Source organism: Streptomyces naganishii JCM 4654, assembly GCF_014650575.1.
Lineage (GTDB): Bacteria > Actinomycetota > Actinomycetes > Streptomycetales > Streptomycetaceae > Streptomyces > Streptomyces naganishii.
Map to the genome: position 1 here is coordinate 413,018 of NZ_BMVF01000005.1, position 19,632 is coordinate 432,649.

At 74.5% G+C, this 19,632-nt stretch carries 17 protein-coding genes; 7 read left to right on the forward strand and 10 right to left on the reverse strand.

Going from position 1 to position 19,632, the window contains the following annotated elements; genetic code table 11:
- Positions 1-61: 61 nt before the first annotated feature.
- Positions 62-553: a flavin reductase family protein gene (locus IE217_RS12140; RefSeq protein WP_190177791.1), complete on the forward strand. Its 492-nt coding sequence runs from the start codon at positions 62-64 to the stop codon at positions 551-553.
- Positions 554-607: 54 nt separating this feature from the next.
- On the opposite strand, the gene IE217_RS12145 is transcribed toward IE217_RS12140, so the two are convergent.
- The 3 genes from IE217_RS12145 to IE217_RS12155 form a co-directional block, all read right to left on the reverse strand.
- Complete coding sequence (locus tag IE217_RS12145; RefSeq protein WP_190177792.1) at positions 608-3,058, reverse strand: SpoIIE family protein phosphatase; 2,451 nt, start codon at positions 3,056-3,058, stop codon at positions 608-610.
- 87 nt (positions 3,059-3,145) lie between these two features.
- Positions 3,146-3,535 carry a hypothetical protein gene (locus tag IE217_RS12150; protein ID WP_190177793.1) on the reverse strand — a complete coding sequence of 130 codons (390 nt, stop codon included), beginning with the start codon at positions 3,533-3,535 and terminating at the stop codon, positions 3,146-3,148.
- A gap of 400 nt (positions 3,536-3,935) precedes the next feature.
- A complete protein-coding gene (locus IE217_RS12155) occupies positions 3,936-4,859 on the reverse strand; it encodes a MurR/RpiR family transcriptional regulator (RefSeq protein ID WP_190177794.1) in 924 nt (307 codons plus the stop codon).
- Positions 4,860-5,026: 167 nt separating this feature from the next.
- Between IE217_RS12155 and IE217_RS12160 the strand changes: the two genes are divergently transcribed.
- A complete protein-coding gene (locus IE217_RS12160; RefSeq protein ID WP_190177795.1) occupies positions 5,027-5,425 on the forward strand; it encodes a DUF3662 domain-containing protein in 399 nt (132 codons plus the stop codon).
- A gap of 12 nt (positions 5,426-5,437) precedes the next feature.
- Here the strand turns inward: IE217_RS12160 and IE217_RS12165 are convergent, their stop codons facing one another.
- The gene (locus tag IE217_RS12165) at positions 5,438-7,246 is read right to left on the reverse strand and encodes a phospholipid carrier-dependent glycosyltransferase (protein WP_373297997.1); all 1,809 of its coding nucleotides are present in this window, start codon (positions 7,244-7,246) and stop codon (positions 5,438-5,440) included.
- A 71-nt stretch (positions 7,247-7,317) separates the two neighbouring features.
- Positions 7,318-8,001, reverse strand: coding sequence for a nucleoside/nucleotide kinase family protein (locus tag IE217_RS12170; protein ID WP_190177796.1), 684 nt, complete (start codon positions 7,999-8,001; stop codon positions 7,318-7,320).
- A gap of 115 nt (positions 8,002-8,116) precedes the next feature.
- On the opposite strand from IE217_RS12170, the gene IE217_RS12175 reads away from it, so the two are divergent.
- Positions 8,117-8,878: a beta-phosphoglucomutase family hydrolase gene (locus IE217_RS12175; RefSeq protein WP_190177797.1), complete on the forward strand. Its 762-nt coding sequence runs from the start codon at positions 8,117-8,119 to the stop codon at positions 8,876-8,878.
- On the forward strand, positions 8,875-11,217 hold the full coding sequence (locus tag IE217_RS12180; protein WP_190177798.1) for a glycoside hydrolase family 65 protein: 2,343 nt from the start codon (positions 8,875-8,877) through the stop codon (positions 11,215-11,217). Before IE217_RS12175 ends, IE217_RS12180 begins: the two co-directional genes overlap by 4 nt.
- A gap of 12 nt (positions 11,218-11,229) precedes the next feature.
- Here IE217_RS12180 and IE217_RS12185 read toward each other — a convergent pair whose 3' ends face one another.
- Both IE217_RS12185 and IE217_RS12190 read right to left on the reverse strand, forming a co-directional pair.
- Positions 11,230-12,123: a M56 family metallopeptidase gene (locus tag IE217_RS12185; protein WP_190177799.1), complete on the reverse strand. Its 894-nt coding sequence runs from the start codon at positions 12,121-12,123 to the stop codon at positions 11,230-11,232.
- On the reverse strand, positions 12,120-12,515 hold the full coding sequence (locus IE217_RS12190) for a BlaI/MecI/CopY family transcriptional regulator (protein ID WP_190177800.1): 396 nt from the start codon (positions 12,513-12,515) through the stop codon (positions 12,120-12,122). Before IE217_RS12190 ends, IE217_RS12185 begins: the two co-directional genes overlap by 4 nt.
- Positions 12,516-12,733: 218 nt before the next feature.
- Between IE217_RS12190 and IE217_RS12195 the strand changes: the two genes are divergently transcribed.
- Both IE217_RS12195 and IE217_RS12200 read left to right on the forward strand, forming a co-directional pair.
- Positions 12,734-14,281: a hypothetical protein gene (locus tag IE217_RS12195; RefSeq protein WP_190177801.1), complete on the forward strand. Its 1,548-nt coding sequence runs from the start codon at positions 12,734-12,736 to the stop codon at positions 14,279-14,281.
- A 12-nt stretch (positions 14,282-14,293) separates the two neighbouring features.
- Positions 14,294-15,241, forward strand: a complete 948-nt coding sequence (locus IE217_RS12200) for a lysylphosphatidylglycerol synthase transmembrane domain-containing protein (RefSeq protein WP_190177802.1) — start codon at positions 14,294-14,296, stop codon at positions 15,239-15,241.
- A 35-nt stretch (positions 15,242-15,276) separates the two neighbouring features.
- Here the strand turns inward: IE217_RS12200 and IE217_RS12205 are convergent, their stop codons facing one another.
- Genes IE217_RS12205 through IE217_RS12215 form a run of 3 tightly spaced genes read right to left on the reverse strand, consistent with a single transcriptional unit; the run spans position 15,277 to position 17,248 of the window.
- On the reverse strand, positions 15,277-15,984 hold the full coding sequence (locus IE217_RS12205; RefSeq protein ID WP_190177803.1) for a phosphatase PAP2 family protein: 708 nt from the start codon (positions 15,982-15,984) through the stop codon (positions 15,277-15,279).
- Positions 15,981-16,583 carry a phosphatase PAP2 family protein gene (locus IE217_RS12210; RefSeq protein WP_190177804.1) on the reverse strand — a complete coding sequence of 201 codons (603 nt, stop codon included), beginning with the start codon at positions 16,581-16,583 and terminating at the stop codon, positions 15,981-15,983. The genes IE217_RS12205 and IE217_RS12210 overlap by 4 nt, the downstream gene beginning before the upstream one ends.
- Positions 16,580-17,248 carry a DedA family protein gene (locus IE217_RS12215; RefSeq protein WP_190177805.1) on the reverse strand — a complete coding sequence of 223 codons (669 nt, stop codon included), beginning with the start codon at positions 17,246-17,248 and terminating at the stop codon, positions 16,580-16,582. Before IE217_RS12215 ends, IE217_RS12210 begins: the two co-directional genes overlap by 4 nt.
- Before the next feature lie 327 nt (positions 17,249-17,575).
- On the opposite strand from IE217_RS12215, the gene efeU reads away from it, so the two are divergent.
- On the forward strand, positions 17,576-19,612 hold the full coding sequence (gene efeU, locus IE217_RS12220; RefSeq protein WP_190177806.1) for an iron uptake transporter permease EfeU: 2,037 nt from the start codon (positions 17,576-17,578) through the stop codon (positions 19,610-19,612).
- Positions 19,613-19,632 lie beyond the last annotated feature (20 nt).

Consider the following 19,632-nt stretch of genomic DNA (forward strand, 5'->3'; position numbering starts at 1 on the left):
GATGTGCCGAGCCGGTGATAGCCGGCGGGAGCGGCGGCGACGCGGAAGGAGCGGTGCGGACATGCAGGGCGTGGACGTGTTCATGGGCCGGCTGAACCCCGACATGTTCGTGGTGACGGCCGCGGCGGGCGGTGAGCGGGCCGGTTGCCTGGTCGGGTTCGCCTCCCAGTGCTCCATCGACCCGCCGAGGTTCGCGGTCTGGTTGTCCAAGGCCAACCGCACGTTCCGGGTGGCCGAGCGCGCCGACCGGCTCGCCGTGCACCTGCTCACCCGCGAACAGCACGCGCTGGCGGCCCTGTTCGGCGGCCGGACCGGTGACGAGGGCGTGGACAAGTTCGCGGAGGTCCGCTGCACGTCGCGGGCCGGCGGGGCCGTCGTACTCGACGACGCGGCGGCGTGGTTCGTCGGCCGGATCGTGACGCGCGCCGACGGCGGAGACCACGTGGCCTTCCTGCTCGACCCCGTGGAGTCGGGCGCGCGCGACGACGGCGGGGGGCCGTTGCTGCGGCTCGCCGACACGCTCGGCATCGAGGCGGGGCACCCCGCCGACTGACCGGGCGCGCCGTCCCGGCTGTCGTCCATCCGGGCGCGCCGCCCCGGCGGCCGTCTATCCGGGAGTGGACGGCACCCGGACGTCCAGTACGCACACGTCGTCCCGCCGCTCGCCCGGCAGCATCGCCGCGAGGAGCGGGCCGAGGGAGCCGGACGCGTCGGACCCGCGGGCAGCCGTGGCCGGGGCGGAGGCGGCGGCGGCCAGCCGTTCCAGACCCACCTCTATGGGCTCACCCGGCCGCTCCACCAGGCCGTCGGTGTAGAGCAGCAGCCGGTCCCCGGGCTCCAGCCGGCACTCGGCCTCCTCGAACACCGGCGTGTGGGTCGCCCCGAGCAGCGCCCCCCGGGGACGCTCGAGGTAGCGGGGCTCGCCCTTGTGCAGCAGCAGCGGGGGCGGATGGCCTGCCTGGGCCCAGATCAGCCGGCGCTGGGCGGGCTTGTAGCGGGCGAGCACCATGGTCGCGGTGCCGTGGCTGTCGAGGGAGTGCAGCAGCAGGGTGTTGAGCCCGGTGAGCGCCTCGGTCAGCGACGAGCCGGTGAGGATCATGCCTTTGGCGGTGAAGCGCAGCTGGGCCATGGTGGCGACCGCGTCGAGGCCGTGTCCGGCCACGTCACCGACCACCAACAAGGCGTCCCCGCCAGGTAGTTCGATGGCGCTGTACCAGTCGCCGCCCACATGGATTCCGGTCTGGGCGGGCAGGTAGGCCAGGTCCACGTGCAGCCCGGCCAGCCGCACGGGCCGGCGCGGCAGGGGCAGCAGCGCGTGCTGGAGCCGGCCCGCCAGCGTCCGCTCGGCCTGGAGCATTTCGTGCTGGGTGAGCACCGCCTGCTCACTCTTGAACAGGGCAAGTTCGGCGCTGCGCTGCGCGGTGAGGTCCTGGAGGAAGCCGTGCACCTCGGCCGGGGCGCCCTCGGTGTCCGGGACGCTCTCGGCGACGGCGCGCAGATGCCGCAGGCCGGCCGGTGTCCTGACCCGGAAGGGGACGTCGAACGGCTTGCCCTCGCTGAGCAGTTCGGCCACCGCGCCGGCCAGCGCGGGGCCGTCCTCGGGCACGGCGAGGTCGGGCAGTTCCTCCAGGCGGACGGGGCCGCGCGCCGGGTCCCGGCCGCACAGGGCGTACACGTGCGAGGACCAGGCCGCCTCGTGCGTGACCAGGTTCCAGGTGGCCCAGCCGAGCCGGCCCAGGCGCTGGAGGTCGGCCAGCCGCTGCTGCTGCCGGTCGGAGGAGTCCTGGCGCAGCCAGGTGACCACCAGTGCGTCACCGAGGCGGGCGGCGCGCACCGAGTACGTGGACAACTCCTGGCTGCCGGAGACCAGTTCCTGCCGGGCGAACGGTTCGCCCTCGAAGGGCTCGCCGGTGGTGAGCGTGCCGAGCCAGCCCTGCCACAGCGGCTCCTCGGCCATGGCGGGCCAGCACTCCAGCACGCGCAGGCCGACCAGGCGGCGTCCGCTGCGTCCGACCGCGTCGACGGTCTGCGGGGTGGCGGCTTCGATGCGGTAGTCCTCGACCTCGCCGTCGGGCGAGCGCAGCGGGGTGAGCAGCACGCTGATGCCCGGGAGCGCCTCGAACGCGGCCCGGAGGACGTCCGCCGTGCCGGCCGCGAGGGGTTCGGGCCGGGTGAGGAAGGCGCGCAGCCGGCCCGCGCACAACTGGGCGACGTCACACATCAGTTCGCGCGCCCCCGGTGTGAACGGCCCCTCGCGGGTGCGCAGTACGCCGATGACGACGTCCGCCGAGCCCGCGGTGACCACGGGCAGCCAGGCGCGGGACGGCCACCGCGCGGCCCGGTCCCCGGCGCCGATCAGCGAGTACCGCCTGGCGTCCGCCTCGGGGTCCTCCAGCCAGAGCGCCTCGCGGGAGGCGAGCGCGTCGAGCGCGGCGACGCCGCTGAGCGGCGGCACGTGCCGCCACTGGGCGGCGAGGGTGTCGTCCACGCCCCGGTGGCCGATCAGCTCGAGCCCGCCCGCCGGCTGCCGGTGGTAGAGCAGCACCGCGTCGGCCCCCACGGCCTTGGAGAGGTGCTCGTGCAGGCAACGGGCCAGGTCCTGCGGCGTACCGACCCGGGCCAGCGCCGGCCCGAGCGCGGCGAGCACGGCCGCGTCGGTGTCCGCCGCCCTGCCGGTCTTCGCCGTGTCCGGCGTGCCCGAGCCGCCGGGAGGCGTGGGCGGGGGCGCGTCGCTCTCGGCGGTGGCCTCGGTGAGCCCGGGGGGCAGCGGGGGCACCAGGGTGCCGAGGGTGAGCCAGCACTCCTCCATCAGGGTGCGGTGCGCGGCCCTGGCGCGCTGGAGCAGCTCCTCGTGCGCGGCCTCCGGGGAAATGCCGGTGAGGGCCATCAGCACGCCCTTGGCGCGCTCCAGCACGGCGGAGGTCGCCGCGAGGTCCCGCAGCCGGTCCATCTCGGCCCGCTGTCTGGCCACGATCCGGGCCAGCGCCGCGATGTCGGGTGCGGCGCCGGGCTCCGCGGGTACGGCGGGCTCGCTGCTCACGCGACGAGCATCGCACATCGGGCCGCTCCGATCACCGGCACGGCGGTCCGGATCCGTCCGGGACCGTCGGCAGGCGGTGCGGCGGTGAGGCCGTGCGCGCGGTCGTCAGCGGACGCCGTGGGCCCCGTGCCGCTCCACGAGGGCCTCGCTCACGGCTCGGACGCTGCGGGCGATGTGCTGAAGCTGCATGAGCTCGGCCGCGTACAGCTTGATCGTGTGCTCGATCACCGACTCGGGCATGCCGAGCCGGGGCAGGTCGGCGCGCGCGGTCTGCAGGGCGGTGCGGGCCACCCGGATCTCCTGCTGGACCTGGATCTGCGCATGACGGGCGAGCAGCACGGGGTGGCGGATCAGCGCGGGATAGCTGCCGTAGCGCGCGGGCACCAGCTCGCGCAGCCACTTGGCCGCCGAGCGCTCCCAGTCGTAGCTGCCGGGCGTCTTGACCTGGCAGGGCCAGTCCGTGCTGATGCGCGTGGTCGTCAGGGGCATGATCATCGCTTCCGGGTGTGCGGCGTCGTGGAGGGTGGTCCGACGAGGTTCGACGGCCCCGGCCTAGGGGATGACCGGGGCCGTCGGCGGGCGCTCGCGCGTGCGAGGCCCGGCCGGACACCCCGTGTGCCGACGCGGGTAGGAGACGGCGGCGCGGGGTGCCGGTGCGGGGGCCCGGAGAGCCGGCGGCGCCCGGTGGAGCTGCGGTGCGGAGGGCACATGGGCGGGCCGTCGGCTTTCTCGGGCGGTTGCGGGTGGTGATGGCCGAGCTGCGGTACGTACCCGGAGTGGGCCGGGCCGTGATCCGTGAGCAGTATTTATATATGCCGTCCGCTTTGCAAGACGTATGAAAACATTCATGCCCGCTTTGAACGGCATACTCCCATGTGCGCCGCGCGGGGCGGAGTCAGTCCCGGAGGAAGAACTGGTGCTGGTCGGCGATCTGCTCGTACTCCTCGAGCCGGGCCTGGGTCCGCTCGGGGTCGGCGTCGGTCATGGCCTGCAACAGGGCCGCGCACACCACTCCGGGCGCCGCGTAGGAGTCGAAGACGAGGCGAGAGCCGGTCCCGGTGGCGAAGACGACGTCGGCCTCGTCGGCGACCGGACCGAGCGCCAGGTCGGTGATCAGGGCGACCTTCAGCCCGGCGCTGCGGGCGACCTGGACCGCCGTCAGCGTCTCGTGGGCGTGCCGGGGCATGGAGAACGCCAGCACCCACGTGCCGCCGGCCTCCCGGGACTGCAGCAGCGCGTCGTAGGCGACGCTGCCGCCGAGCGTGACCAGCCGTACGTCCGGGTGGACGCGCCGCGCGGCGTAGGCGAAGTACTCGGCGAGGGACACCGAGATGCGCAGCCCCAGCACGGTCAGCGGGGTCGACCGGGACAGCTTGCGGCCGATGTCGATCACCAGGTCGGGATCGGCGAAGTCCCGGCGCAGGTTCTCCAGGTTCTCGATCTCGGCGTCGACGGCCGCCTGGAGTTCGTTGGCCCGGTCCTCCTCGGCCGCACCGGGCCCGCTCGCCAGCGTCCGCAGCGCGATGGACTGGAGCTTCTCGCGCAGCGCCGGATAGCCGCTGAAGCCGACCGCCGCCGCGAACCGGGTCACCGACGGCTGGCTCACCCCGACCCGGTCGGCGAGTTCGGTGATCGACAGGAAGGCCGCCTCGGCGATGTTCTCGATCAGGTACTGGGCGATGCGGCGCTGGCCGGGAGACAGGTGCGGGCCGTCGAAGAGCGCTCTGAGCTGGGACGCCGGCGCGGCCGCCGCCTCCGGCGCCGTCCTGCCCGAGGTGATCGCGGACGCACTCGCGCGAGCCTGCTGCGGCGATGGCACCGAAGCGCCTCCTTTGTCTCCCACAGAGGTTCAACATAGCTCACTCACCGCCGTGACCAGGGCTTGTACGAGTGCTTCCGGCCGCCGGCGCTCGTCGGGGATACCCGCGCCCCGTGCGGGAACCCGCAGGCGGACACACGAGACCCCTTCGGCAGGTGAAACCTGAGATGACCGTACTGAGCGCCCTGGAACAGGCCCTGGAGAACCGGTGGGAGGCGCTGTGGGCGCGGATCACCGGCAAGGAACCGGTCGAACTCCTCGACGCCCTGCGCCGCGAGTGCGACGCGAACGCCGTCGTGTGCAGCGAGCACCGGGTCATCGTGCCCAACGCCTTCGACGTCGAGCTCGCCGGCGCTGTGCACGACGAACTGACGCGCCGCGGCAGCCGCGTGGGGCAGGAGCTCACCGACCGCCTCGCCCGGCACGCCGAACACCGCGGCTACGAGTGGGCCGGCCCGCTGACGGTCCACGTCACGCGGTCGTCCGAGGTGCCCAACGGCCGTTACCGCGTGGCCAGTCGGGTCATGCCGCACGTCAGCGCGGAGGCCTTCGCGCAGCCCGGATAGCGTTCCGAGCCGTCACCGCCGGTAGATCGTGATCGAGTGGCCGACGTCGTCGACCGCGCGGCTGGTGCGGATGAGTCCGGCGAGCCGTCCCGTGGCCTTGGCGGCCGACGAGTCGGAGACGGCCAGCAGCCCGTGCACCCGCTCCGGCGGCACCGCCCGGGGATCGTCCGCGTGGACGCCGTAGAACGACGGCACACCGCTGCCCTTGTAGACGAGCCAGACCCGCTCGCCCGGGTAGCGGGTGCGCAGCCGGTCGGCGAGCCGCCCCAGGTCCTGCCCCCAGTCCACGTTGGAGTCGTGCAGCCGCAGATGGGTGCGGGCCGGACCGCCGAACGCCTCGTTGGAGTACGGCAGGTAGTAGGGGTACGTCCGCAGCGAGCTCACCGCGGTGAAGGCCACCAGCGCCGCCGGCACCCCGGTGAGCACCGCCCGGCGCACCCGGCGGGCGGGGCGCGGCAGGAGCACCGCGGCCGCGGCCACGGCCCCGAACATCGGCATGAACAGCGCGTACCGGGTGCCGAAGTCGCGCGAGGAGTGCATCGCGGCGGCCAGCAGCACGGCGGGCGGCGCGAGCACGTAGGCGGCCGCGGGGCGCAGCCTGCGCGCCGCCACCAGCAGGGCGGCCCCGGCGGCCCACAGGGCCAGGGTGCCCAGCGGGGTCTTCACCAGCAGCGCGGCCGGCAGGTAGTACCAGCGCGACCCGGTGTAGACGTGCCCGAAGAGGAAGCCCTGCCAGGGCTGGTTCTCGAAGCCGAACTGCACGCGCATCCCGTCGCGGTACGCCTCGGGGAAGGGCATCGCGTCGACCAGGAGACCGCGCAGCCCGTGCACGGCGGGCACGGGATCCCGGGGCGACCACCGCAGCCGCGGGTCGACCGCCAGGTAGGACGCCCACACGACGGCGACGGACACCACCGCCGCCACGAACGCCCACCCGGCCCCGGCGGCCAGGGCCCGCACCCGCTCCCGACGGTCGGCGGGGCGGTGGTCGGCGAGGCGGTCATCGGTGGGGCGGTGGTCCGTCGGGCGGCGGGACGCCCACGCCGGCACCGCGGCGAGCGGCAGCAGGACCGCCACCGCCGGGAGCGCGTTCATCTTGGTGGCCAGGGCCGCCCCCAGCGCCAGCGCGGCGAGCGGCACGTACAGCGCGGGCCGCCGCCGCGCCCGCCACAGCAGCCACGCCGAGGTCAGGACGAACCCGGCCGCCGGCACGTCCAGCGTCGCCAGCGAACCGTGCGCGACCACGTCGGGCGAGAAGGCGTACAGCGCCAGCGCCACCAGCCCGCCGGCCGCGCCCGCGAACTCCCGGGCGAACGCGAACACCACGAGTCCGAACAGCAGCGTCAGCGCGATCACCGGCAGCCGCGCCCACAGCATCAGCCGCCACGGGTCGTTGCCCGACTCGTACAGCAGATGCCGGCCGAGCGCCCCCTGGTCACCCGTGAAGTTCCTGAACGCGGCGTCGGCGCGCGGATCGGCGACCGCGACCCCGGCCGCGATCAACAGCTTGCCCAGCGGCGGGTGTTCGGGGTTGAAGGCCACGCTGTGCTCGTGCAGGTAGAAGGCCGCGGTGCCCACGTAGACCGGTTCGTCGATGGTCGGGGTCTGCTCGGCCGCCGCGGTGACCATCGCGACGGCCATCTGCGCCAGCAGCACGACCGCGGCCAGGGGCACCAGCCAGTGCCGGTGCCGCCGCGCCGCACCGCGAAGGCGCGCCCGCACCGAGGAGCCCCCGCCCGGCGGCCGCTCGCGGGACGCCTCGCCGGACGCCTCGGGGGACGGCGGCCCCGGTGCCGGGACCGTGTGCTGTTCGCCGATCATCGCCCGCCCCGCGCGTCGTACCGGCGGACCGTCCGCCGTACACACCGGTACGGCCCCGGGGCCGCCCCGGTTCACCCCGGTCCGGACTCCGGCCGCGGCACGGCCGCCGCCGGCACCACCAGGTCCGCGCGGTCGCGGGTCATGGCGACCAGATCGGCGTTGCGCTGGTCGGTGCCGGCCACCCACGCGGCGGCCTCCTCGGGACCCTTGCCGAATTCCACGTGCCGCGCCACGAGACGGCGGACGCGCTCGGGCTCGTCCAGCTCGCAGAACCACACCTCGTCCAGCTGCGCCCGCACGCGCGCCCAGGCCCCGTTGTCCAGCAGCAGGTAGTTGCCCTCCGTCACCACCAGCCGGACCGTCGGCGGCACGGGGACGGCGCCCGCGACGGGCTGCTCCAGGACGCGCTCGAAGGCGGGCGCGTACACCGTCTCGCCGTCCGGCCCGGGGTGCTCGCGGTACTCCTCGTGCAGCCGGCGCAGCAGGGCCGCGTACCCCGCCGCGTCGAAGGTGTCCGGCGCGCCCTTGCGGTCACGGCGGCCCAGCCGGTCGAGTTCGGCGTCGGCGAGGTGGAAGCCGTCCATCGGGACGTGCGCGGCCCACAGCTCCGAGCCGCCGTTCAGCGCCCGCACCAGCGCCTCGGCGAGGGTCGACTTGCCCGCGCCGGGGCTGCCCGTGATGCCGAGGACGGCCCGCCGTCCGTCGCGGGGGAGCGCGCGGGCGCGGGCGAGGAGTTCGTCGAAGGCGGTCGGCACACCGGACAGTGTGTCACCCGGAAAGCGGACCGAAGGTTGACCGGGAAGTCGGAAAGTGCGTCACGTGTGGCACTCGACACCCGCTCAACGCCGCGACGCGGGGAAAGGTGCCTTTATGACAGAGCTCGGTCTGCCCGAAGAAATCACCGTCTGCCTCTTCGACCTCGACGGGGTGGTCACCAAGACGGCAGTGGTCCACGCGGCCGCCTGGAAGGAGACGTTCGACGAGTTCCTGCGCGCACGGGACGGCGCCGACTTCCGTCCCTTCGACTCCGTGGCCGACTACGACGAGTACGTGGACGGACGCCCGCGCGCCGACGGCGTGCGCACCTTCCTCGCCTCCCGCGGCATCGAACTGCCCGAGGGCGACCCCGACGACCCGCCGGACGCGCAGACGGTCAACGGCGTCGGCAACCGCAAGAACCAGATGGTCCTGAAGAAGATCCGCACGGACGGCGTCGAGGCCTACGACGGCACCCTGCGCTACATCGAGTCCGTGCGCGCCCACGGCCTGCGCACCGCGATCGTCTCCTCCAGCGCCAACACCGTCGACGTACTGCGCTCGATCGACGCCGAGCGCCTGTTCGACGTACGCATCGACGGCGTGGTCGCCCGCGAGCGCGCCCTGCCCGGCAAGCCGCACCCGGACACCTTCCTGGCCGCCGCACGGGACCTGGGCGCAGACGCCGGGCGGGCCGCCGTGTTCGAGGACGCGCTGGCCGGCATGGACGCGGGCCGCTCCGGCGGCTTCGGATACGTCGTCGGCGTCGACCGCGTGGGCCAGACGGACGCGCTCTACGCCCACGGCGCCGACGTGGTCGTCAAGGACCTCGCCGAACTCCTCACGGGCGCGACCGGGCGGGGTGGTGCCGCGTGATCACCCACCGTTCGTACGCCGTCGAGCCGTGGACCGTGCGCGAGACGGAGCTGAGCCTGGACGTGCTCGCCCAGAGCGAGTCGGTCTTCGCGCTGTCCAACGGGCACGTCGGCTGGCGCGGCAACCTCGACGAGGGCGAGCCGCACGGCCTGCCCGGCTCCTACCTCAACGGCGTGTACGAGATCCACCCGCTGCCCTACGCGGAGGCCGGCTACGGCTACCCGGAGTCGGGCCAGACGGTCATCGACGTCACCAACGGCAAGATCCTGCGGCTCCTCGTCGACGACGAGCCCTTCGACCTGCGCTACGGCCGGCTCGTCTCGCACGAGCGCACCCTCGACATGCGGCGCGGGGTGATGGAGCGGACCTGCGAGTGGGTCTCGCCGGCGGGCACGACGGTCCGGGTGCGCTCCACCCGGCTGGTCTCCCTCGCCCAGCGCTCCATCGCGGCCGTGGCCTACGAGGTCGAGGCCGTCGGCTCCCAGGCGCGCGTGGTCATCCAGTCCGAGCTGGTCGCCAACGAGCAGCTGCCGGAGTCCAAAGGCGACCCGCGCGCGGCGATGGCCCTCCAGGCGCCGCTGGAGCCGGAGGAGGACTTCGCCTCGGGCAGCAGGCTGCGCCTGGTGCACCGCACCCGGCACAGCGGCCTGCGCGTGGCCGTCGCCGCCGACCACGTCGTCACGGGACCGCAGCGGACCACCACCGGCAGCGAGAGCCACCCCGACCTGGCCCGGCTGACGGTCGCCTCCGTCCTGGAGCCGGGCGAGAAACTGCGCGTGGAGAAGACGGTCGCCCACGGCTGGTCCGGCGCCCGCTCGCTGCCGGCGATGAGCGACCAGGTGGACGCGGCCCTGGCGGCCGCCGCGCACGGCGGCTGGGACGGCCTGGTCGGCCAGCAGCGGGAGTACCTGGACGACTTCTGGGCGCGCGCGGACGTCGAGGTGGACGGCGACGAGGAGATCCAGCAGGCCGTCCGCTTCGCGCTGTTCCACGTGCTCCAGGCCGGCGCCCGCGCCGAGGAGCGGGCGATCCCGGCCAAGGGCCTGACCGGCTCGGGCTACGACGGGCACGCCTTCTGGGACACCGAGATGTTCGTGCTGCCCGTGCTCACCTACACCTCGCCCGACGCCGTCGCCGAGGCGCTGCGCTGGCGGCAGAACACGCTGCCCGCCGCCCGTGAGCGCGCCGCCCAGCTGGGGCTGCGCGGCGCCGCCTTCCCCTGGCGGACCATCGAGGGCGAGGAGGGGTCGGCGTACTGGCCGGCCGGCACCGCCGCCTTCCACGTGAACGCCGACATCGCGCACGCGGTGGTGCGGTACGTGGCGGCCACCGGCGACGAGGACTTCGAGCGGGACACCGGGATGGAACTGCTGGTGGAGACGGCCCGGCTGTGGCGCTCGCTCGGCCACCACGACCACCGCGGCACGTTCCACATCGACGGCGTGACCGGCCCCGACGAGTACAGCGCGATCGCCGACGACAACACGTACACGAACCTGATGGCGCGGGCGAACCTGCTGGCCGCCGCCGACGTCGTCGAACGCCACCCGAAGGAGGCGGAGCGGCTCGGCGCGGACGACGAGGAGAGCGCCGCCTGGCGGGACGCGGCCGAGGCCATGAACATCCCGTACAACGGCGAACTTGGCGTGCACGAGCAGCACGCGGGGTTCACCCGCTACCAGCGCTGGGACTTCGCGGGCACCCGCGCCGACCAGTACCCGCTGCTGCTGCACTTCCCCTACTTCGACCTGTACCGCAAGCAGGTGATCAAGCAGGCGGACCTGGTGCTGGCGATGTACACCTGCGGCGCCGAGTTCGACGAGGAGCACATCGCCCGCAACTTCGCCTACTACGAGCCACTGACCGTCAGGGACTCCTCGCTGTCGGCGTGCGTCCAGGCCGTCATCGCCGCGCAGGCGGGCCACCTGCGGCTCGCCTACGACTACGCGGCCGAGGCCGCCCTGATGGACCTGGAGGACCTGGAGCACAACACCCGCGACGGGCTGCACATCGCCTCGCTGGCGGGCACCTGGATGGCCCTGGTCACCGGCTTCGGGGGGATGCGCCGGTCGGGGGAGACGCTGGAGTTCGCGCCGCGGCTGCCGGAGAAGTTCAGCCGCCTGGCGTTCTCGCTGCAGTTCCGCGGCCGCCGGCTGCGGGTGGAGATCACCCAGCAGAGCGCCACGTACACCCTGCTGGCCGGGCCCTCCCTGCGCATCCGCCACCACGGCGAACGGGTCACGGTGAACCCGGACAGCCCGGTCTCCCACCCGGTCCCGCCGCCGCTCCACCGCCCCGCGCCGGAACAGCCCCCGCACCGGAAACCCAACGCGCGCTGATCCAGGCGCCGGCTACATCAGGACGTTCGCCAGGAGGTGAAGGAGGTCGTCGGTGGCGTCGGCGGCGCCCAGGGCCGGGAGGGCGCCGAGGGCGAGGACGGCGGCGGCGACGGAGCGCAGGTGGGGCGGCGGGGCGCACTGGAGGGCGGCGACGCGGCGGGTGACGGCCCGGTCGGTGAAGCCGAGGGCGCACGACGGCCGGGCCTGGCCCGCGGTCAGGGCCGCGCGGGCCAGCGCGCGGGCCGTGGCGGTGCGGTCGCCCACCGTGGCGGCGGCCCGCTCGTCCGCCCACCGCTCGACGAGGAAGGCGACCGTGGCCCGTACCGGACCGAGCAGCGGGTTGGCCGCGACGGCCAGGTTCGCGGCCGTCACCAGCAGGGAGTGCCGGTGGGCGAGGTGGGCGCGTTCGTGGGCGAGCAGCACCCGCCGCTCCACCGGCTCCAGCGCGCCGAGCATCGCCGAGGTCACCAGGATCCTGCCCGGCGGGCCGGGAATGGCGAAGGCCCGCGGGACCGGTGAGGCCGCGACGATCAGCTCGGTGCCCGGCGGGTGTCCCTCGCACATCCGGCGCAGCGCGCGGCGCGTGCCGAGGGCGGTGTGGACGGTGCGCCACAGCCGGTGGGCGACCAGCGCGAGGGCCAGGCAGGCCAGTATCCCGATCCCCTCGGGCACCGGCTCCGCCAGGTGCCGTCCGTTCTCCCGGGCCTCGGCGACGACCGGCGGCGCGTCGTTGACGAGGGTGGCGGCCAGCAGCACCAGCGACCAGACACCGGCCGCCGCCGTCACCACGGCCGCCGCGGTCAGCACGCGCGCGGCCAGCGCGGGCGCCACCCGGCGCCCGACCACCGGGCTGATCGCGGCCAGCAGCAGCGACAGCACCAGCGGGGTGTAGACGTCGAGGGTCATACCACGCCCCCGGTGAGCCCGCCGGTGAGCAGTTCGCGCAGCGCCCGCCCCTCCTCGGGGCTCAGCCCCGTCACGAACTGCTGGAGCGCCGCGATCGGGTCCGGCCCGCGGTCCAGGGCCTCGTGCATCGCGTCGGCGGTCAGCTCGGCCGCGTTCTTCGCCGGCCGGTACGCCCCTCGCCGCCCGTCGACCTCACGCAGCACCAGGCCCTTGTCGTACAGCCGTCTGAGGATGGTGTGCACGGTGTTGTAGGCCAGGTCGCCGTCGATCTCCGCCTGGATCTCGGCCGGCGTCAGCGGCCGCTCGGTGGACCACAGGGCCGCGAGGACCTCGCTCTCCAGCTCTCCCGAGCTGCGTCGTTCCGTCCTGCCGTGAGGCCCTCTATCAGCCATGCCCACAACCTTACAGTCCGTAGGGAGTCAGGCCTTCGGCGGTATCGCACCCGGCGAGCGGCCCCGAGACGGGTTAGCTTGACCCTGCTTTCGTCGTTTTCCGTGAGCTTTCCCCGACGTCCTGCCGACGTGTTCCAGACGTCTTTCCCGACTCCTGCGCCGTTCCCGCGATCCGCGAGAGTCAGAAACCCTACAGTGTGTAGGGGTGAGGGGTGGAGATGGCCGACAGTACGCACGCCATAATTTCCGGGACACGGCGGTCCGCCGCCGTGCCCGGCTCCGGCCGGGCCCGCCGCGTCCGGGGCGACGCGCCGCTCGCCGCGGTCGCCGCGGCCTTCGTCCTGGCCCAGCTCGTCCTGGTCCGCCCCGGCATGGGCCTCGGCTGGGACGAGACGGTCTACGTCAGCCAGGTCAGCCCGCACGCGCCGGCGGCCTTCTTCAGCGCCCCGCGCGCCCGCGGCGTCTCGCTGCTGGTCGCGCCCATCGCCTCGTGGTCGTCGTCCACCGCGCTGCTGCGCGTCTACCTGGCCCTGCTGTCCGGCCTCGGACTGTACCTGGCCCTGCGGGCCTGGCGTGGCCTGTTCCCCTCCGGCGTTCTCGCCCTGGCCGGCGCCCTGTACGCCTCCCTGTGGGTGACCCTCTTCTACGGCCCGCAGGCCATGCCCAACTACTGGGTCGCCATCGGCGCCCTGGTGTGCGCGGGCTGCCTTCTCCGCGTCCGCGCGGACGGACGTACGGCCGGGCGTGCGACCGTACGCGCGGTCACGCGCCCGCGGATGCGCGCCCCCGCCGGCGGCGGCGACCGCGCCGCGCTCTCGGGCCTGCTCGCCGGCGCCGCCCTCATGGCGTGGATGCGGCCGGTGGACGCGGTCTGGGTCGCACTCCCGCTGCTCGCCCTCGCCCTCTACGAACGCGCCTGGAAGGCGCTCGCCGCGCTGCTCGCCGGGCTGGCCGCCGGCGCCGCCGAGTGGGTGATCGAGGCCTACACCGCCTACGGCGGCCTGCTCCAGCGACTCTCCGACGGCTCGGCGATACAGGGCGGCCTGGGCTGGCACTTCGCCGTCGTCGACCAGCTGCGCAGCCTCGGCGGCCGCGCCCTGTGCCGCCCGTGCACCGGCGCACTGCCCAATCCCGTCGTCACCGCCTGGTGGTTCGTGCTGCCGCTGCTCGCCGCGGCCGGTCTCGTCCTCGCCGTGCGCGCCCGCCGCACCCGGCCCACCCTCGTGGCGCTGGCCTGCGCCGCCACGGCCGCCTTCCCCTACCTCTTCCTGATCGGCTACGCCGCGCCCCGCTTCCTGCTGCCCGCCTACGCGCTGCTCGCCGTCCCCGTCGCCGACGCGCTCGCCCACCTCGTCAGGACGCCCGCCGGCAACTGGCGCCCGCTCGCGCTGAGCCTGACCGCGCTGGGCCTGGCGGTGCACCTGGGGGCGCAGTACGCCGTCCTCGCCCACACCGTCGACCGCACCACCGCCGACCGGATCGCCTGGGACCGCACGGCCGCCGAGCTGCACCGCCTCGGCGTGCGCCCGCCGTGCCTGCTCACCGGCGAGAGCGCCATCCCGATCGCCTTCTACACCGGCTGCGGCTCCGCCGCGACCTCCGGGAACAACGCCAACAGCACACGGGAGGAGATCGTGCGGACCGCGCGGCGCATCCCGGCCGCCGCCCTCACCACCGCCCAGGGCAGTCCACCGGACTACGCCCGCTCCTGGACCCCTCACCGGCTGGGCGACCTGCGCCTGTACGTCGCGCCGAGCGCGCAGTAAGGAAATCCCCGGATGACCACCACGCTGCCCACCGTCACGACCGCGCGGCGCCGGCGCGTGTGGTGGCACACCGGGGTCATGCTCGCGCTGCTCCTCTGCGCCGCCTACGCGGCCCGCCGCCACTGGCCGGTGCTCGAGACCGGCGCCGACCGGCTCGCCGTGGCCGACCAGGGATGGCTGCTGCTGGGCGCCACCGCCGCCGTCGCCACCTGGGCGTGCTCGGCACTGGCCCAGCAGGGCGCGGTGGCCGAGCCGCTGCCGGGCGCACGGCTGGTGGCCGCGCAGTTCGCCGCGTCCGCCGCCAACCACGTACTGCCCGCCGGTCTCGGCGCCGGGGCGGTCAACCTGCGGTTCCTGATGCGCTGCGGGCTGCCCGCCGGCCGTTCGGCGAGCGCGCTCGCCGTCAAGGCCACCGCCGGTGTCACCGCCCGGGCCGTCCTGATCGCCGTACTCGCCGCGTTCTGCCCCGGCCTGCTGCGCCTGCCCCGGGTGTCCGCCGCGGCCGTGGCCGCCGTGCTGGCCGCCGCCGCGGTCCTCGCACTGGTGGTGGCCGGGCCGCTGCGGTCCCGCTGCACGCGGGCCCTCGCCACGATGGCGGCCGACATCCGGGCCGTGCACACCCGCCCCAACCGGGCCGCCGCTCTGTGGGGCGGCTCGCTCGCCTTCGCCGCGGCGCACTCCCTCGTGGTCATCGCGGTCACCCAGGCGGTGGAGCTGCCCCTGTCACCGGCCAGGGTGGCCCTGCTCTACCTCGCCGCGAGCAGTGCCGCCGCCCTCCTGCCCACCCCCGGCGGCCTCGGCTCGCTCGACGCGGCCCTCGCCTTCGCGCTCACCACCGGCGGCAGCCCGGCCGCGACGGCCGCCTCCGCGGTCCTCGGCTACCGGCTCCTCACGGTCTGGCTGCCGCTGCTGCCCGGCCTGCTGGTCCTCGGCGTGCTCATCCGCCGCCGGGCCGTGTGAAGCGCGGCCGCTACGCCCCTATGCCTACGTCTACGTCACAAAGGCGGCGGCTCGCCGGTCTCTCGGGCCGCCCCGCGCCGGGGCAGCCACCAGGCCGCCGCGCACAGGCACACCCCGAGCCAGCCCACCGCGAACAGCCAGCCGCCGACCACATCGGTGAACCAGTGCACCCCGAGGTACACCCGGGTCAGCCCCACTGCCACGCCCCAGCAGCCGACGACGGCGCACAGGGCCGTACGGCCGCGCGGGGCACGCAGCACCGTCGCCCAGATCACCAGGCCCGCGGCCAGCGCCGAGGTGGTGGTGTGCCCGGAGGGGAACGACCAGCCCGAGGCGTACGCCGCCCAGTCCTGCCGGGGCGGACGGGGCCGGGTGATCAGCTCCATCACGCCGTAGCGCAGGAGCTGGCCCGCGGCGAGGCAGGCGCACCCCAGGGCCGCCGCGGCCGTGCGCTGCCGGAGCGTGCGGCCCAGGAGCATCCAGGCCAGCGCGACGAGCGCGTACGGCACGACGCCCGTCCCGGTGTCGGTCAGCGCGCGGGCCGCCGACACCGACATGGAGGAGCGGTGGGCCACCGACCAGTCCAGCAGGCCGCCGTCCACGCCCGGGGCCGGGCCGCGGCCGACGACCACGGCCAGCACGGCGAACGCCGCCCAGGCGCCGAGCCCGGTACTGCCCGCCAGCTCGGCGGGCCCGACATGACGGGTACGACCGGTGTGCGCGCTGTGACCTATGTGCTTCATGACACCAGCAGCGGGCGCAGCCGGGTCGCGGTGATGCGGCGGGCCAGCGCGCCGTGCCGGCGGGCGAGCCACTTCATCAGCGCGAAGGCCACCAGGCCGCCGGTCAGGACGCCGGCGAGCACGTCGTGCGGATAGTGCGCGCCCACCCAGACCCGGGAGACGGCCATCGCGGCGGCGGCCACGGCGGCGATCACGCCGAGCCGCCGGGAGACGAAGAACAGGGCGACCGCGGCCGCGGCGGCGATCGCGGCGTGGTTGCTCGGGAAGGACCAGTCGGTACGCCCCGGGCAGGCCTCCAGGGTGACCGTGTGCAGCGTCCGGCACGGCCGCACCTCGTGCACCAGCAGCTTCACCAGACTGTTCACCGCGTAGGCGGCGACCACGACGAACGGCGCCGCGAGCGCGGTCACCGCGGCCTCGGCGCCCACCCGGCGCGCCCGCCACCAGCCCACCGCCATCAGCACCGCGAACACCGCCAGTCCGTACGCCGACCACGCCGTGACCGAGTCGTCCAGCCACGCGGGGGAGCGGCGGGCCAGGCCGACCACGCCGGTGTAGAGAGAGCCGTCGATCGAGGCGCCGGACAGGGCGAGGATCATCCGCGCGCCTCCTTGGCCTTCGCGGCGCGGCGCGAGCGCAGGGCCTCGGCGGCCAGCGGGATCAGCGACACGACCACGATGAGCGCGATCAGCGGCAGCAGGTACTTGTCGACATTGGGCACCGAGGATCCGAGCGCGTACCCCGCCAGGACGAGGCCGGCGCTCCACAGCACGCCGCCGGTGACCTGCCACACGGTGAACGTGCGCACCGGGACGCCGAGCGCGCCCGCCATCGGGTTGAGCACCGTACGCACCACGGGGACGAAACGGGCCAGCACGATGGCCTTAGCGAAGCCGTACCGCTCCAGGAGTTCCTCGGCGCGGCGCGCGCCCTCGTGCAGGCGCGGGGAGCGGCTGCGGGCGAGCAGCGCGCCGCCCGCCTTGCGCCCCAGCACGTAGCCGCACTGCGAACCGGCGAGCGCGCCGACGACGGCGGCCACCAGCAGCGGCAGCAGCGACAGCCTCACCCCTCGGTCGGCCGTACCGGTGCACAGCAGGCCCGCGGTGAACAGCAGCGAGTCGCCGGGCAGGAAGAAGCCGACGAGCAGGCCGGTCTCGGCGAACAGCACCACGGCGACGCCCAGCACGCCGAAGGCGGCCAGCAGCGACTGGGCGTCCAGCACATTGACGGCGAGCTGCGACGACAGGTACGGGGGTGCGATCATCGTCGCCGGCCTTTCGTCGGGTCACGGACGCACGCCGGGCGGCGCCCGACGAGTGACTACAAATCTGTAGACGGTCTACTGCACTGTAGACGACAACGACCGGCGCACCGTTCCGGTTGTCCCCCCGAAGGGTGAATCCATGTGCCCCGGCGGACCCCGGGGTCTCTAGCGCGTGCGCACTGGCGTGCGCCGGGTTTTGCCTTCCCATTGCCACTTCATGACCGACCGACCAGGTGCCAGTGGTCATGATGGTCGCGAAGTAAGGCATGCCTTCGCTAACTCGGTCCCACGGTGGCCGGAGCGGTGTGCCGGGGAGGGCCGCAGGGCATGTGGGACGACGCGTTTCCGAGCTTTCTGATCGGACTGCGAGAAGGGCTCGAAGGCGGACTCATCGTCTCCATCCTGGTCGCCACCCTCGTGCGGGCCGGAGCGAAGTCCCGGCTGCCGCAGGTGTGGACCGGCGTCCTCGCGGCGATCGCGCTGGCGATGAGCTTCGGCGCGGTGCTCACCTTCACGGCCGCGTCCCTGTCCGCGACCGCCCAGGAGGCCTTCGGCGGCACCCTCGGCGTGATCGCCGTCGCCTTCGTCACCGCCATGGTCTTCTGGATGCGCCGTTCGGCGCGGAACCTCTCCGGTGAGATCAAGGAGAAGGTGACCGGCGCGCTCGCGATGGGCGCGGGCATGCTGATCCTCACCTCCTTCCTCGCGGTGGGCCGCGAAGGCCTGGAGACGGCCCTGTTCCTGTGGACCACCGCCCGCGCGGCGGGGGAGTCGGCGGGGCCTCTCACCGGCGCGGGCATCGGCCTCGTCCTCGCGGCCGGGCTGTGCTGGGGCCTGTACCGGCGGGTCCTGAGGATCAACCTCACCAAGTTCTTCACCGCCACCGGCGCCGTGCTGATCGTCATCGCGGCCGGCGTGCTCGGCTACGGCCTGCGCGACCTGCAGGAGGGCGGGGTCCTCCCCGGCAAGGCCGCGTACGCCGTCGACCTCGGCGGCACCGTGGACGCCGGCTCCTGGTACAGCACCCTCATCCAGGGCGTCCTCAACCTCACCCCGACCATGACCTGGCTCCAGGTCACCGGCTACGCCGGCTACCTGGCCGTGGTGATGACCCTCTTCGTACGAGGCATACGGTCCCCGTCCCCGGCGAAGCCGTCCCCGGCCGCCGCCGCCGGGGCCGGCGCGCCCGCGGGCTCTGCCGCTCGGCGGCGCCCCGCGTGGGTCGTGCCCGTCGCCGTTGTCGCGGTGCCGGCCGTGGTGGCCGGGTTCGTCGTCGCGCTGGGGCGGCCCAAGCCCGGCGGTGCGCAGACCGTCGCCGTGTCCGAGGCGGACTGCGGGGACGGGTTCAGCGCGCCCCGGCCGGGGCGGCAGACCTTCCAGATGCGCAACACCGGGTCCAGGACGTCCGAGGTCTACCTGATCGACCCGGCGACGGGCGCCGTCTACGGCGAGATCGAGGGGCTCGCCCCGGGCACCACCCGGGACCTGGTCGCCACCGTCGCCGGCGGCAGCTACGCCTGGCGCTGCGTGCCCAGCGGCGGCACCGCCGTCACCTCCAAGGCCGTCCGGGTCGGCGGAGGGGGAGGGGCCAGGGCGGTCGTCCCGGTCTCCGAGCAGGATCTCGCCGCCCCGCTCAAGGAGTACAAGCAGTACGTCGAGGGCGGCCTCGCCACCCTCGTCGCGCAGACCGACAGGCTCGACGACGACATCCAGGGCGGCCGCCTGGACGCGGCCCGCACCGACTGGCTGACCGCCCACCGCACCTACTCCTCCCTCGGCGCCGCCTACGGAACCTTCGAGGACTTCGACAAGAGGATCAACGGCAGGCCGGACGGACTGACCGCGGGCGTCGCCGACAAGGACTTCACCGGCTTCCACCGCATCGAGTACGGCCTGTGGCACGGCCAGAGCGCGGCCCTGCTCAAGGCCCCCGCCCGGCAGCTCGCCGCCGACGCCGCCGGTCTGAGCAAGGCCTTCCCGGCCCAGGACTTCGACCCGGGCGACCTTCCGCTGCGCGCCCACGAGATCCTCGAGAACACCCTGCAGTTCGAGCTCACCGGCCAGGCCGACCAGGGCAGCGGCACCGAGCTGGCCACCACCGACGCCAACCTCGCCGGCACCCGCGAACTGCTCACCGTGCTGAAGCCCCTGCTGGCCGGCCGCGCCCCGCACCTGCTGCCCACCGTCGACGCGGACGTCACCCGGCTCCAGAAGCTGCTGGACGCCTCCCACCAGGGCGGCTCCTGGACCCCGGTGGACCGGCTCGACGCCACCACGCGGGCCCGGCTGAACGGGGCCACCGGGCAGCTCCTGGAGGACCTCGCCCCCGTACCGGACCTGCTGGAGATCCGGAAGTCCGCCTGATCGCCGTGAAACCCGGGCGC